Origin of the sequence: Micromonospora sp. NPDC049374, assembly GCF_040677165.1 — a bacterium.
Classification (GTDB): domain Bacteria; phylum Actinomycetota; class Actinomycetes; order Mycobacteriales; family Micromonosporaceae; genus Micromonospora.
This window is the reverse complement of record NZ_JBFAQH010000004.1, coordinates 379,424-392,610: the sequence shown is the minus strand read 5'-3', so window position 1 is coordinate 392,610 and position 13,187 is coordinate 379,424. Positions and strand designations below refer to the sequence as shown.

The 13,187-nt window shown below is 67.4% G+C and carries 11 protein-coding genes and 1 pseudogene; 3 read left to right on the top strand and 9 right to left on the bottom strand.

The window, feature by feature from the left end; genetic code table 11:
* The first annotated feature begins 74 nt into the window (after positions 1-74).
* Positions 75-1,090 (top strand): annotated as a pseudogene (locus AB0J93_RS10105) (LacI family DNA-binding transcriptional regulator).
* Positions 1,091-1,243: 153 nt separating this feature from the next.
* Here the strand turns inward: AB0J93_RS10105 and AB0J93_RS10100 are convergent.
* Entirely contained in the window at positions 1,244-1,573 is a 330-nt protein-coding gene (locus AB0J93_RS10100) for a DUF664 domain-containing protein (RefSeq protein WP_363920160.1), read from the bottom strand.
* Positions 1,574-1,765: 192 nt separating this feature from the next.
* On the opposite strand from AB0J93_RS10100, the gene AB0J93_RS10095 reads away from it, so the two are divergent.
* Positions 1,766-2,764: a hypothetical protein gene (locus AB0J93_RS10095; protein ID WP_363920158.1), complete on the top strand. Its 999-nt coding sequence runs from the start codon at positions 1,766-1,768 to the stop codon at positions 2,762-2,764.
* 228 nt (positions 2,765-2,992) lie between these two features.
* On the opposite strand, the gene AB0J93_RS10090 is transcribed toward AB0J93_RS10095, so the two are convergent.
* The 4 genes from AB0J93_RS10090 to AB0J93_RS10075 form a co-directional block, all read right to left on the bottom strand.
* A complete protein-coding gene (locus AB0J93_RS10090) occupies positions 2,993-3,388 on the bottom strand; it encodes a VOC family protein (RefSeq protein WP_363920249.1) in 396 nt (131 codons plus the stop codon).
* Between the two features lie 468 nt (positions 3,389-3,856).
* Positions 3,857-4,477, bottom strand: a complete 621-nt coding sequence (locus AB0J93_RS10085) for a DUF5701 family protein (RefSeq protein ID WP_363920156.1) — start codon at positions 4,475-4,477, stop codon at positions 3,857-3,859.
* Positions 4,478-4,593: 116 nt separating this feature from the next.
* The gene (locus tag AB0J93_RS10080; RefSeq protein ID WP_363920154.1) at positions 4,594-5,373 is read right to left on the bottom strand and encodes an ABC transporter permease; all 780 of its coding nucleotides are present in this window, start codon (positions 5,371-5,373) and stop codon (positions 4,594-4,596) included.
* The gene (locus AB0J93_RS10075; protein ID WP_363920152.1) at positions 5,370-6,317 is read right to left on the bottom strand and encodes an ATP-binding cassette domain-containing protein; all 948 of its coding nucleotides are present in this window, start codon (positions 6,315-6,317) and stop codon (positions 5,370-5,372) included. The genes AB0J93_RS10080 and AB0J93_RS10075 overlap by 4 nt, the downstream gene beginning before the upstream one ends.
* 77 nt (positions 6,318-6,394) lie before the next feature.
* Here AB0J93_RS10075 and AB0J93_RS10070 point away from each other — a divergent pair, with 77 nt between their 5' ends.
* On the top strand, positions 6,395-7,141 hold the full coding sequence (locus tag AB0J93_RS10070) for a TetR/AcrR family transcriptional regulator C-terminal domain-containing protein (RefSeq protein WP_363920150.1): 747 nt from the start codon (positions 6,395-6,397) through the stop codon (positions 7,139-7,141).
* Between the two features lie 89 nt (positions 7,142-7,230).
* Here the strand turns inward: AB0J93_RS10070 and AB0J93_RS10065 are convergent, their stop codons facing one another.
* From AB0J93_RS10065 to AB0J93_RS10050, 4 genes are all read right to left on the bottom strand, one after another.
* Positions 7,231-7,680: an LPXTG cell wall anchor domain-containing protein gene (locus AB0J93_RS10065; RefSeq protein WP_363920148.1), complete on the bottom strand. Its 450-nt coding sequence runs from the start codon at positions 7,678-7,680 to the stop codon at positions 7,231-7,233.
* 2 nt (positions 7,681-7,682) lie between these two features.
* Positions 7,683-9,416, bottom strand: coding sequence for a tetratricopeptide repeat protein (locus tag AB0J93_RS10060; protein WP_363920146.1), 1,734 nt, complete (start codon positions 9,414-9,416; stop codon positions 7,683-7,685).
* Positions 9,417-9,797: 381 nt separating this feature from the next.
* Positions 9,798-10,877: a hypothetical protein gene (locus AB0J93_RS10055; RefSeq protein WP_363920144.1), complete on the bottom strand. Its 1,080-nt coding sequence runs from the start codon at positions 10,875-10,877 to the stop codon at positions 9,798-9,800.
* Between the two features lie 759 nt (positions 10,878-11,636).
* Positions 11,637-13,097, bottom strand: a complete 1,461-nt coding sequence (locus tag AB0J93_RS10050) for an SDR family NAD(P)-dependent oxidoreductase (protein ID WP_363920142.1) — start codon at positions 13,095-13,097, stop codon at positions 11,637-11,639.
* Positions 13,098-13,187: the final 90 nt, after the last annotated feature.

Below are 13,187 nucleotides of genomic sequence, written 5' to 3'. Positions count from 1 at the left end.
AGTCTTATACGCTGGCCGCGAATCGACGACCGGCGGGAGGGGCTGTGGCACGCAAGACCAACAGGTCGGCGACGATGCGCGACGTCGCCCGACTCGCCGGGGTGTCGATCAAGACGGTGTCCAACATCCTCAACGGCTATCAGTACGTGCGTCCGGAAACCCGCGAGCGGGTGGACGACGCGATCCGTGAGCTGGGCTACCACGTGAATGTGTCGGCGCGGAACCTGAGCCGAGGCCGGACCGGGGCGATCGCTTTGGTGCTGCCGTCGCTGCGCGTTGTGTACTTCGCCGAACTCGCGGACGCCGTCATGCGAGAGGCATCCAGGCGAGGCCTGACCGTCTTCATCGAGCAGACCAACGCTGAGCGCGACCGCGAGTTGCGGGTACTGGACGGCAGCTACCGGTCACGCTTCGACGGCGTGCTGTACTCCCCGCTCGCGCTGGGCCAGAAAGACCTCCCGCTGTTCGACGTCGACTTCCCCCTCGTGCTCCTGGGCGAGCGGGTGTTCGATGGCGGCCTCGACCACGTCACGATGAGCAACGTCGAGGGAGCACGTGCGGCGACCGAGCACGTGCTGGGCCGAGGTGCGACCACGGTAGTTCCCCTGGGAGTTAAGGACGACCCATCGCCGAGCAGCGGAACGCTGCGGTTCCAGGGCTTCCGGGACGCCCTCCAGTCACGAGGGTTCGACGTCGACCCACGCGCGATCATCGGTGTACCCGACTATTTCCACTCCACCGGCGCCACGACGATCGCTCGCATCCTTGACAGCGGCGTCAAGCCCGACGCGGTTGTGGCGTTCGCCGACACACTCGCGCTGGGTGCGCTCGCCGCCTTTCAGGACCGGGCCTACGGGTTCCCGAGGACGTCCTGCTGATCGGCTTCGACAACATCGACGAAGCGAACTACTCCCGACCTCCGCTGAGCACCATCGACCCCGGACGCGACGTGATCGCACACCAGGCAGTCGCCCTGTTGGAAGAGCGGATCCAGCTCCAGTTCGACGGTGTGCCGCGAGAGGAACAGCCGGCGCCCCGGAGGATAGTCGTCGACTTCGAACTGATCCAGCGGCAGTCGACGCTGCGCTGAGGCCGTCCTGCCACACCGGTTGCGCAATTGCCGATGGCGCCCGTCGGCGTACTGCTGTGACTGGCACATCTGGGCCGTGAACTGGGAAAACGCGGTTTCTTGCTACTACTCGGTCAGCTTTGATTTCGCTGCTCTCTGCGCGATGGCGCGTCCTCAGGCAAACTCTCGTGCGGTGGATTCCAGCCTCTCGCGGTAGTCGGCCCACCACGCGTCGTCGCCCTGGACCACGTTGTCGCTCGGCCGTCGCCAGCCGACCCGGCCGTCAATCAGCTCGCGCACGATATCGGCGTGCCCGGCGTGCCGGTTCACCTCGGCGAGCACGTGCACGAGGATGTGGTGAAGCGTCACCGGCGTGTGTTGCCACCACCGCACCGAGCCGGGTGCGTCGATCGGGAGCGTCTCGATCGTGACGTCGGCGTGTGCCCAGGCTCGGTGCCACAGGCCGATGATGTCGTCGCGGGACTCGTCGGCTGTGGCCCACATGTCCACGTTGGGTTCGGCGTCCCCGTTCAGACCAGCGATGGGTTCGGAAAGGGGCGGCCAAACACCTCGCCGAAATGCCCGGCCGGGTGGAGTCGGCTCTCCGTTTACCGCCTACGGCAGGACTGACTGCCCCGAATCTTGTAGAGACTCCGCCGTCCCCATGTGCGTGACCGGCTGCAGTACCGTCACGCCGTGCATTTCGTGTATCGCTCCCACTACGAGGGTCAGTTGAGTAAGCGGGTCCGGCGGCTGCCGGACGAGACTGTGCTGAGTTGGTTCCAACGAGGTTGGGACTGCGACGATCCGGAGTCGTGGGTCGAGAACGAGTTGGGCGGTGACGTCTACGGCCTCGATTCGATCTTCGAGGCGGCACGGAAGCACGGCCTTACTCGGGCGGCAACGACCAGCGAGCTGCGAGAGCTCCTGCGTGAGCACTTGTACGTCGAGGGTGACGAGGACTTCATCCGCCTCGACGATCACAGCCTCCGGGTACGGACTGATGACGACGAGGTGGAACTGGCCTACTTTTTCCTCGATGACGAGGTGGTCGCGACCGCCCCCGACCGGTTGGCATACCTGCTCCAGCCGTGGCCGTTGCCCGGCGCGGGCGGTGAGTCGACGTCGTTCGTCGCGGATGTGCCAGTGACAGTCGTTACGTCCGCCGGTACCGGTGGCGCCAGCACGTACGCGGTGTTCCTCACGTTCTACGACGGCGCGAGCCTCGCTTGCTCCCGGCCGCTGGCATTCCCGGGGGTCGGATTGTGGGAACTGCCCGGACATCTGCGGATCGCCGACCCCGACAGCGGTGCGGCATGGCCACCCGAGTTGCTGGTCTTGCGAGCACTCGTCGCGCCTGAAGACGACGCCATCAGGCCGGCGCTGGAGCGATGCAACAGATGGCCCGGCTTCAACCTCAACGCCGACCCGTGGCCCAGCCTGTCCAACGAGCACACCCTCGCCCACCACGAAGCCATGGCGATTCTCACGACGGGCCGGTACGTCGACGGTCGACGCCCCGACGAATCGCGCATTGAGGTCGACGACCATCTTGCCCAGGTCGCCATCCATTGTGGTGGGTCGTTCGGGTGCCAGCAGTGGTTTCTCTTCGACAGCGTGTGGGCGGCCGCTCACTCCGACCTGGCCCAATCACTGCTGCGCTACAGCAACCACTGGGATCCACTCGAGGACTGAAGGCAGCCGTGCCATCAGCTCCGGTCGTCGGGATGGGCGGATGCTGATCGGGCGTGCGGTCGCCGGCTACTTGTTTCAATTACCTGCGCCCGTGGCCGGTCAGGCTTCGGGGCCTCAGGCAGCCCGGCGGTCACCGGGGGAGTGACCCCTCAATCCGTTGCGCCGAGTCCGATCCGCGGCAAATCAGGATGTGTGACTCCGGCGGTTCGGCTGGCAAGTGCGGTGATGTCAGGTGGCGCCGAGGAGGTCCCACCGGTTGCCGGCGATGTCGAGGAAGACCGCGACCCGGCCGTAGGGTTCGGTCCGTGGTTCCCGGACGAAGGTGACACCGGCCTCGCCCATCCGCCGGTAGGCCGCCTCGAAGTCGTCGACGCGGAGGAAGAACCCGACCCGGCCGGCTATCTGGTCACCGACGGCGGCGCGCTGGTGTTCTCCGTCGGCGCGGGCGAGCAGAATCCCGGTCTGGGCACCCGGGGGCCGGACGACGACCCACCGTTTGGGTCGCCCGTCATTGGTCAGCGATGGGGAGTCCTCGACGAGGTCGAAGCCGAGCACGTCGGTGAAGAACGCGATCGCCGGGTCGTACTCCTCGACAATCAGGGCAACCAGGTCGATCTGCACCACGGCAGCGTACGCGGGGATCGCCTCCTGCCCGCCGCACGCGCGCACCACTGCGGCATGCAAGTGTGGCGGCGGGGCGGTGTACTTCGCGATGCTGGCGGGCGTCGGGCAGAATGATCGGGTGGCAGGCTCAGGTGTCGTTCGGATCTATCACCGCGATGAAGGCTGGGGTGTCATCGATGGGTCAGAGGTCCCCGGCGGGCGCTGACAGCGAAGGCCTGCCCGACCAGCGGCCAACTATCGAGCATCCCGTCGATCAGCCACCGCCCCAGGAGCGGCACCCGCACTCGGCGAATCGCCGGTCCGCTCCCTCTTCGCAGCAGGGTGCATTGTTTGCAGTGCTGGGGCTGCCGGCTGGTTCCTCGTTGCCATCACCATCGGTGGTCTGGCCCCTTATGAGCCCTGTGCGTGACCGCAGCAGATGATGGCGCAGGCGAGGGTGAGGAAGGCTTCGCTGCCGCCGTCGCGTCATCAATCGACTGGATTGCGGTGGCACGCGGAGGCGAAACCGAGCCAGGTATGCCGGTTGCCGGCCCAGCACCATCCGATCTTTGGCGCTCTGCGTCGGGCGGTGCCGTCGCGTCCGGTTCCGCTGCTGATCCAGATGGCGGGGGTCCGGGCGTCGAGGGTGTGGCCGGTGCGTTTGCGAGAGCCGATGGTCATGAAGCAGTGACTAGGTTCGAGCACCTTCGGTTCCTGGAGCAGCCAGCCGATCCCCTCGTTGATGGTGAGCGGTGTTCGTCCGCGTTCGAGGATGGCCGGTAGCGCCTCGTTGGGACTCCAGTTGCGCATGTCGTCGCCGCGGTCGGGTTCGCGGACGAGATAGAGCGGGCGGTCGGGTAGGGCGATGCCGTCAATGGGTACGAACTGCTCGAGGTCGACCATGTCGTCGACGACGAAGCCGGGTTTGTCGTGCCGGCGCAGCAGCGGTGCCAGCTGACGCGCGGTGGCCAACTCGGGGTGCACGGCCAGCACGGACTGGGGTTCGTCCGGCAGCGCGGCGACGCAGGCGGCGAGTTCCGCCGGACTGCTGCCGGTGATGTCGGCGAGTCCGGCGTCGAGCAGGCGGTGGAGTTGGTCGGTCAAGCTCATGTGCTCTCCTGTGGGGTCGGGACCGTGAAGTGGTACACGGATCATCGGCAAAACTGCTTGAGCTGTGGGCCGAGCGGCGCGGACCGCGGTGGCGCACGAACGCTGCGTTGCCGGTTTCAGTGGCGCAGTCGGCGGTACGCACGCGCCGACAGCGGCACGAAGACGGCGGTCAGCAGGAGCGGCCAGCCGACCGCCAGCCACACCGCCCCGTCGACAAGTGGCCCCTCGGTGATGCCGGTCGGGTTGCCGAAAAGCTGACGGGCGGCGGACGCGGTCGCGGACAACGGGTTCCAGGCCGCGATGGCGCCGAGCCAGCCGGGCATCGTCTCGGCGGAAACGATCGCGGTGGACAGGAAGCCGATCGGCCAGACCAGCACCTGCACCGCCATCGTCGCGCCCTCGCCGCGGAAGGTCAGCCCCAGGAAGATGCCGATCCACAGGACGGCGAACCGCAGCAGGAGCAGGAGCAGCACGGCCAGGGCCGCCGATGCCGGATCCGACGAGATCCGCCAACCGATGAGCAGGCCGCCGAGGATCAGGACCAGCAGTTCGACAGCCGAGTTGGCCATGTCGGCGCCGACGCGGCCCAGCGCCACCGACGCACTGCCGATCGGCATCGAGCGGAACCGGTCGGTGATGCCCTTGCGGGCGTCGTTGGCCATCGCGGTCGCGGTGGCCTCCACCCCGAACATCATGCTCAGTGCCAGCATCCCGGGCAGCAGGAAGCTGATGTAGTCGCCGCCGCCCGGGACGCTTATCGCACCGCCGAACAGGAAGCCGAAGACCAACAGCAGCATGATCGAGAAGAGTAGGCCGAAGATGGGCGCCCACGGTTGGCGTACCCAGTGGGCCAGATCCCGCTGGGTGATGACCCAGCCGGCGCGCAGTGTGGTCATCGTGCCACCTCCTTGTCGGTCAAGGTCAGGAACACCTCGTCGAGGGTGGGGCGGCGCAGCATCAGGTCCTCCGGGGTGACGCCGAGCTCGTCCAGGGCGCGGACGATCTCGGCGATCGCGATCACGCCGGTGCCGACTTCGAAGGTGATGGTGCGGGTGTCTGCGTCGATCGCGGGCGGCGCCCCGACGGCGGCCGACATCCGCTGCGCGATGGACGCCAGTGGCTCGCGCAGCGGCACCGTGACGCTCACCCGGTCGCCGCCGACCTGGCGTTTGAGGGCGTCCGGCGTACCGCTGGCGATGATCCTGCCGTGGTTCATGACGGAGATCCGGGCGGCCAACTGGTCGGCCTCATCGAGGTACTGCGTGGTCAGCAGGACCGTTGTGCCGCGGTCGGCGATCTCGCGGACGGCGGCCCAGACTTCGTTGCGGCCGCGGGGATCCAGGCCGCTGGTCGGTTCGTCGAGGAACAGCACCGCAGGGGTCAGGATGAGGCCGGCGGCGATGTCGAGTCGGCGGCGCATCCCGCCGCTGTAGGTGGAGACCGCCCGGGTCGCCGCGTCCGTCAGGCCGAAGGCGTCGAGCAGCTGGTCGGCCCGCACCCGGGCGTCGGCGGAGTTCAGGCCGTAGAGTCGGCCGAACATCACCAGGTTCTGCCGGCCGCCGAGGATCTCGTCGACGGCGGCATGCTGCCCGACCAGTCCGATGCGGCGCCGGACCTGGTGGGCCTGGGTGTGCACGTCGAACCCGGCGACGCTGGCGCTGCCGCCGTCCACGTCGATCAGGGTGGCCAGCGCCATGACCGCGGTGGTCTTGCCGGCACCGTTGGGACCGAGCAGCCCATGGATGACACCGGGGGGCACGCTCAGGTCGAAGCCGTCCAGCGCGTGCACGTCGCCGTACCTCTTGCGTAGCCCGTCGGCGGTCAAGGCGTGGTTGGTCAACACAGGCTCCTAACTCCGTATACATTACGGAAATGGTCGCGCGGTACACCGTACACCTCACGGGGTAATCTCCGCACATGGAAAGTCAGGACATCGACCGCACGCTCGGACTGTTGTGGCGGCGCACCCTCGGCACGCCGCAGGGCTCCCGGGGGCCGAAGCAGCGGGCCACCATCGACGAGGTCATCCGGGCCGCGATCGCGGTGGCCGACGAGGAGGGCCTGCCGGCCTTCTCGATGCGCAAGGTCGCCGATCGCCTCGGGCTGAAGCTGATGTCCATCTACACGTACGTCCCCGGCCGCTCCGAGCTGATCGGCCTGATGGTGGACGAGGTGGCGGGCGAGCAGGAACTCCCGCCGCACGAGGGCACGCTGCGGCAGCGGATGACCCGGGTCGCCGAGCAGTTGTGGGATGAGTTCCACCGGCATCCCTGGCTGCTGCAGGTGGAGAACAGCCGGCCGTGGATCGGTCCGAACGTCTCCGACCGGTACGAGTGGCAGCTCGCGGCCATCGAAGGTGCCGGTTTCACCGATCTCCAAATGGACCAGGTGGTCACGCTGCTAAGTGGGTTCACCGCCGGGATGGCGCGGGCATCGGTGGACGCACGCCGTACGGCGGAGCGGTCCGGCATCTCCGACGCCGAATGGTGGGAGATCAACGCGCCGATTCTCGAGCGAGTGATGCCCGCCGACGCCTATCCGCTCTCCGGCCGGGTCGGGCAGGTGGCCGGCGAGGAGTACAACGCGATCGGCGATCCGGACCGTTCGTTCCGGTTCGGGCTCGACCGCCTCCTGGACGGACTGGAGCAGTTTCTCAACGGGTAGCCGCCAACCGCGGCCAGCCAGGCGGCCACCACGAGTACCCGATTGGCGGGCGGCCCGCCGCTCCACGCACCACGGTGTCGAGGCGGAGATCACCGCTTCCGCCGGGGGATGAGGAATGCAGCCGCTCCCACTACCGCGCCCAGCCCGATCAGCACCAGACCGAGCACCTGCTGATCATCTCCGGTCACCAGGTTCACCCCGAAGCCGATCAGGACCGTGCCCACCCAGGCCACCGCTACCGCGACGGTCGACTGGCGACTCAGTTCGGCGAGGCTTTGCTTCGTCGCCTCGAGCTCACCGGTCAGCCGCGCGATCTCGGTCAGTTGAGTGCCGTTGCGCTGCTCGTGGCTCAGTTTGGTTTCGTTGAGTTCGCGCTGGCTGCGCTCCAGGCTCCGTCGAATCGTCTCATGCTGGGCGCGTAGCTGGATGATGGTCTCCTGGGCCTTCCCCTCGGACAGCGCCAGCACCCGGATCATCGGCTTGTTGTCGACGTAATCCTCGGGCTCGAACTCGCTGAACAGGTTGTCGGAGTCGGCCATCGTCAGGACTCCTCGCCGACCATTGCCTCGCGAACCAGGTCGACGTTGTGGCGCATCGTCTTTGTGTGTGGGTGCTGCGGCCCACGCGCCTCCCTGCTACGCCGCAATCCAGATTCGAACACCTCCAAGGCGCGTGGCAGCTCATCCATCCGCACCAGCGTCGTCCCGAGGGTGGCGAGCACAGCGAGGGTGTCCGGATGATGTGTGCCCAGCACCCGCTCGGCGCGCTCCAACACGTCGTTGAGCCGTTCCAGCGCCTCGCTCCGGCGGCCTGCCAGCACCAGGGACACCGCGAGATTCTGCTCGATCACCAGCGTGCTGGGGTGGTCACGGCCCAGGACCCGGGCGCTCTCCTCGTACGTCTCGGTGTACAGCTCGATGGCTCGGGTCAGGTCACCGGCGTCCTGATAGGAGCCGGCCAGGTCGCTCTGGGAGATCAGCGTACTCGGGTGATTACGGCCGAGGACCCGCATCGAGGCGGCGAGGGTCTCCTCATACATCGGGATGGCCCGCTTGAGCTTGCCCTGCCGTCGATAGACCCCGGCGAGGTCGTTGCGCGTGCGCAACGTGTCTGGGTGGTCAGGGCCGAGGACGCGGATGCTGTCGGCAAGGGTGCGCTCGAAGATCGCGGTGGCTTCGTCGAGCCGGCCGGTGGACTCCAGGACGCTGGCAAGGTTGTTTCGGGTGCGCAGCGTATCCGGATGGTCCGGCCCGAGTACGCGAACCCGGTCGTCGAGTACCTTGCGGTAGAAGGAGATCGCCTCCTCCAACCGGCCGAGGGAGACGTACGCGTGGGCGAGGTCATTGCGGGTGCGCAGGGTGTCGGGATGGTCCCGACCCAGGATCCGCGTGCGATCTGCGAGCACCTCGCGGTAGAGGGCCGTCGCCTCCTCGTAGTCGCCGCGTGACTCCAGCACGCCGGCCAAGTCGTTGCGGGTACGCAGCGTATCGGGGTGATCGGGTCCGAGGATACGTTCACGATTTTGTAGGACCCGGGCATACTCGTCCCGCGCGCGAGGCACGTCACCGACGGCCCGGTAGGCGCCAGCGAGATTGCTGCGGGTACGCAGTGTGTCTAGATGGTCCGGGCCGAGAACGCGAATGCTATCGGCGAGCGTCCGCTCGTACAGGGAGATCGCGCGCCGGAGCTGTCCTGCTGCACGATAGGCGCCGGCCAGTTCGTTCCGGACAACTTGCGTCTCTGGATGGTCCGGGCCGAGCCGCCGCTCCTGGTCGGCCAGCCGCTGGTCGAGGTCGCGCACCCGGCGTTCCGGATCGTCGACCGCCGGAATCGCGGAGGACAGCTCCACCAATGCCCGGTACAGCCGGTCACGGAGCTCGCCGGGACTGCTGACCTCGACGACGTGCGACACCCGGCGCAGATGGTCCCGGAACCCGAGCTGCCGCTCGCCAGCCTCGTCGTCGACGTAGAACCGGCGGGGGACCGGAATGATCAAATCCTCCGCCAGCAGCAGGACGACCAGGGGACGATTGGTGGCTCGCGCGACCTCGAACGCCTCGGCAACGCGGGGATCCCAGTGGAAGCCCACGATGCAGACCACCAAGTCCGCACCGGCCGGAGCGACGATCTCGTGCCCGGCCTGCCGAACCGCCGCTCGCGCGGCTTCGGCGAACGGGCCGTTGGCCGGGTACTCCGCGAGCTCCGGCGCATAGACCAGTTGCACACGCCGCCCGGCGGTGGGGGTTGCGCCGAAGGTCGACCGTTCGCCAAACACATTGTGCTGGATGTTGCTGTTGCCGACCGTTACCCCGTGTGCTCCGGTCACTGACACCCGGAATTTTTCATCTGCCACAATGGATCAGATTATGAGGACTGTGGGTGGAGCCAGATCCGCTGTTCAGGTGATGCTGCAAGTTCCCGGGACTGTTCCGCCTGACACGCGTACCCCGCCGCCTCAGAGCGTGTTTGAGATGGGGTTGATCAGGTTCAGATGAAGCTGCGGCGGGGTTGCCGGCGGGCGGGTTGGCCGCGGCTCGTCCGACACGCCGCGGGCCGGCTCCAATGGCGACCAGTCGCTTGATCATTTGCCATTGGAGAAGGCCCGCTCAGGTCAAGGGCGCACTACCGGGACGAGATATCTGTCACCGGACATCTGTCAGTGAGTGGCGGTGAAGTTGTACAACTCCGACGCGGTGTCGTCGAAATAGGGTGACCACCACAAGGTCGGTGCCGTGTACGAGTTGAGCGTGCTGTTGACCCCGTTGAGGTAGCCCCAGTTCCCATCCCAGTTGATCAACCACGGGCCGCCGCTGGCGCCTGCGGTCAGGTCGCAGTTGATGCGGATCCGCGCCCCGGACTGGGTCGAGTTGCCGCTGCACCTCAACAGGTTGCCGCCGTCGAACGGTGCGCCGCTCGGGTAGCCGAAGTTGTTGATGCCGACCGTGAAGCCCTGGTGCGTACGGAAGCCGTGGCCCCCGAACTGGTTCACGATGCGGACGCCGTTCCGGGTGTTCATGATGGCCACGGCCATGTCGGCCTCCCAGTTGGAGCTGTCGATCCAACTGCTCCAGGTCCACAGCTCGCGGGCCGTCCAGGTGCCGTGCGGCCGGGGGTTGGCCAGGTCATCGTCGTACGCTGGGACGAACGACCAGTTGGTGGCGAGACTGCTGCCGGGGCCGCCGTGGATGCAGTGGCCAGCCGTCCACACGGTGTTGAAGCCGACCGAGTTGATGACCGCGCCGGAGCAGACCCACGATCCGCCGTCCATGTTGAAGAAGACCTTACCGTTGGACCGGGCGGTCGGGTGGTTGGAGCCGAGGTTCGGGTTGATGGCCTGCGTGGACATGCCCGGGGTACCCATCAGGCCCGCCACCGGAGGCACATCCACCGGCTTGGAACGGTTGGTCGGCGCGGCAGACGAGGTACCTCCACTCTGGGCGAAACGCCGTGCCGCGGCCTTGTACGAGGGAGACTCCTCCACGGGCCTGGCATTGCGCATCCGCTCGGGCGTCCAGTACGCCTCGATCGCCGTGTCGGCAGTCACCTGCGCGCCGTACCGCTGCCTGCCGGCCGCCCACGCCTCGGCGCTGACGGCCGTGCCCACCTGACGGATGCTGTCACCGTCGGCGTGCGGAGCCGCCTGCGCCGGCTGGCCGACGGTCAGCAGCGGCAGGGCCAGGGCCAGGGCCAGAATGGGGTACGTTAGGCGCCGACCACCGATTGTTCTTGCTCTCATCGAACATCCCTCTTCCCGGATCGTGTGAGATACTGGGGATTGCCCCGGTCGATATCGAGTTTCGGTCCCCTACGGTTGGTCATGCGGCCATCCTGGACTAGGTTGGACGCCGTTGGACCGCCGCTGTCGAAAAGCAGACAGACGTCCGTCGATCCGTTACCGATTCAAAGTCGCCGATCAGTCGTCGTTGTCGTGGCCCGCCCGGCGGGCCCGATGTCGGCAAGCGCATCGATGAGGGAAGACGTGACTGGGCTACCCGCCAATGCATCTTCCACAGCGGCCAATCACCCCGACAACCCAGCTCAAGCGGCTGCCCGTCGAACACACAATGGCCCTGCGTGCCATCCCAGTCCATCGCCTGATGGCAAGGATTTCGTCTACGTTGAGAAACTTTGTCGCCTGAAAATTTGCTTCGTTGCCTACCAATAAGTGATCGAGGATCATGCAGGGTCTCCGGCGAGTCCGGAGACTCTGCCGTGTCACGATGACGGGCCGTGTCAGACCGTGCGTCTACGTACCGCCTTAACCGTTACGATCGGTTCCTGAGCTGGGTGAATGTGGTTCGGACTCTGCCAAGAATGGTCCACCCGAGTTCGAGCCGTACCAATTGTCACGCTTACTGCCATAAGGCCAGTAGTTCGTAATGGGCAGAGGCCTGGAGCCGCCTAAGGTCGGAACCAGTTCGGGCCGCTCCGAGCGGGCGTCGGTGCGGGCGGGCAGGTCCCCGCAACTATGAGGTTTTCGGCAGGGCAGCAGCGATCACCAGGCGCAGGGTGTGTAGTCCTTGAGGAAGCAGCCGTGCAGGTCTTCGCCCTGTTCGCCGCGGATGATCGGGTCGTAGACCCGGGCCGCGCCGTCGACGAGGTCCAGCGGGGCGTGGAAGCCGGCATCCGCCAGCCGCATCTTCGTCGGGTGTGGCCGCTCGTCGGTGATCCAGCCGGTGTCGACGCTGGTCATGAGGATGCCGTCGGCCAGCATCTCCTGGGCGCTGGTGCGGGTCAGCATGTTCAGCGCGGCCTTGGCCATGTTGGTGTGCGGGTGCCCTGGCCCTTTGTAGCCGCGGGCGAACTGGCCCTCCATCGCCGACACGTTCACCACGTACTTGCGGCGGGCGGTCGCTGCGGCCATCGCCGGTCGCAGTCGGCTGATCAGTACGAACGGCGCGGTCACGTTGCACAGCTGCACTTCGAGCAGCTCGACCGGATTCACTTCGTGCACCCGCTGCACCCAGCTGTTGACCGGGTCGAGGTCCGGGACCAGACCGCCGGCGTCGATGGCGCTGGCTGTCGCGATCCGTTCCGGGGAGGCGGAGCCGCTGGTCAGCGCCAGCGCGGTGAGCGCGTGCGGGGTGATGGTGGGCGAGTTCAGTGGGGCTATGAGGCTGCCCGCCGGGTCGCCCCGGCCGGCCGGTTTGGCGAATGTGATCATCTCCGGCAGTGGGCCGTCCGGCAGGGCCGCCGCCTCCGCGGCGACGAGTTGCGCGTACGCCGCAGGCGTGCGGCGGACGGTCTGCGCCGCGTTGTTGATCAGGATGTCGAGTGGTCCCTGGCCGCTGACCGAGTCAGCGAGGGCGATTACCTGGGCGGGGTCGCGCAGGTCGATCCCGACGATCCGCAGGCGGTGGAGCCACTCCGCGCTGTCGGGCATCGCGGCGAATCGGCGGACCGCGTCGTGGGGAAACCGTGTGGTCACCGTGGTGTGCGCGCCGTCGCGCAGCAGCCGCAGCGCGATGTACATGCCGATCTTCGCTCGGCCGCCGGTGAGCAGCGCACGTCGGCCGGTCAGGTCGGTGCGGGCGTTGCGGCGCTCCCGGTTCAGCGCGGCGCAGGGCGGGCAGAGCTGATGGTAGAAGGCGTCCACATCGCGGTAGCGCTGCTTGCAGATGTAGCAGCCGCGCGGTTTGTGCAGGACGCCGGCCGTGGCACCTACGGTGGGGGAGGCGAGCGGGTTGCCCTGGGTCTCATCGTCGATCCGGCCCGGGGCGCCGGTGGCGGTGGCCGCCGTCACCGCGCGGTCGGCCGCCGCGATGGCATCCCGCCGTTCCTCACGTCGCCGCTGCTTGATCATTTTGTAGAGCTTCGCGGTGGCCCGCTGCACCCGCACCACGTCGGGGTGGTCGGGAGGCAGGTCCTCCAACGCCTCGAAGACGCTGAGACAGGTCTCCAGCCGGGCCGGGTCAATGCGGTATTGACCGTTTTCCGCAATTTTGTTCGCCGTCATGTTGTCGCTGTCTCGTCCCGTTCCCTGCGCCGGAGCTGTCCGGCCCACCCCAAGTCCGACCCGGAACTGTACGCACCGCGCGGCCTTCGA

What these genes read in the sequence shown, in the direction of transcription:
- AB0J93_RS10100 (WP_363920160.1), bottom strand. Translation starts at nt 1,573, where the DNA reads ATGTGGGCCACAGCCGACGAGTCCCGCGACGACATCATCGGCCTGTGG.
- AB0J93_RS10085 (WP_363920156.1), bottom strand. Translation starts at nt 4,477, where the DNA reads ATGAGCTTGACCGACCAACTCCACCGCCTGCTCGACGCCGGACTCGCC.
- AB0J93_RS10080 (WP_363920154.1), bottom strand. Translation starts at nt 5,373, where the DNA reads ATGACCACACTGCGCGCCGGCTGGGTCATCACCCAGCGGGATCTGGCC.
- AB0J93_RS10070 (WP_363920150.1), top strand. Translation starts at nt 6,395, where the DNA reads ATGGAAAGTCAGGACATCGACCGCACGCTCGGACTGTTGTGGCGGCGC.
- AB0J93_RS10065 (WP_363920148.1), bottom strand. Translation starts at nt 7,680, where the DNA reads ATGGCCGACTCCGACAACCTGTTCAGCGAGTTCGAGCCCGAGGATTAC.
- AB0J93_RS10055 (WP_363920144.1), bottom strand. Translation starts at nt 10,877, where the DNA reads ATGAGAGCAAGAACAATCGGTGGTCGGCGCCTAACGTACCCCATTCTG.
- AB0J93_RS10050 (WP_363920142.1), bottom strand. Translation starts at nt 13,097, where the DNA reads ATGACGGCGAACAAAATTGCGGAAAACGGTCAATACCGCATTGACCCG.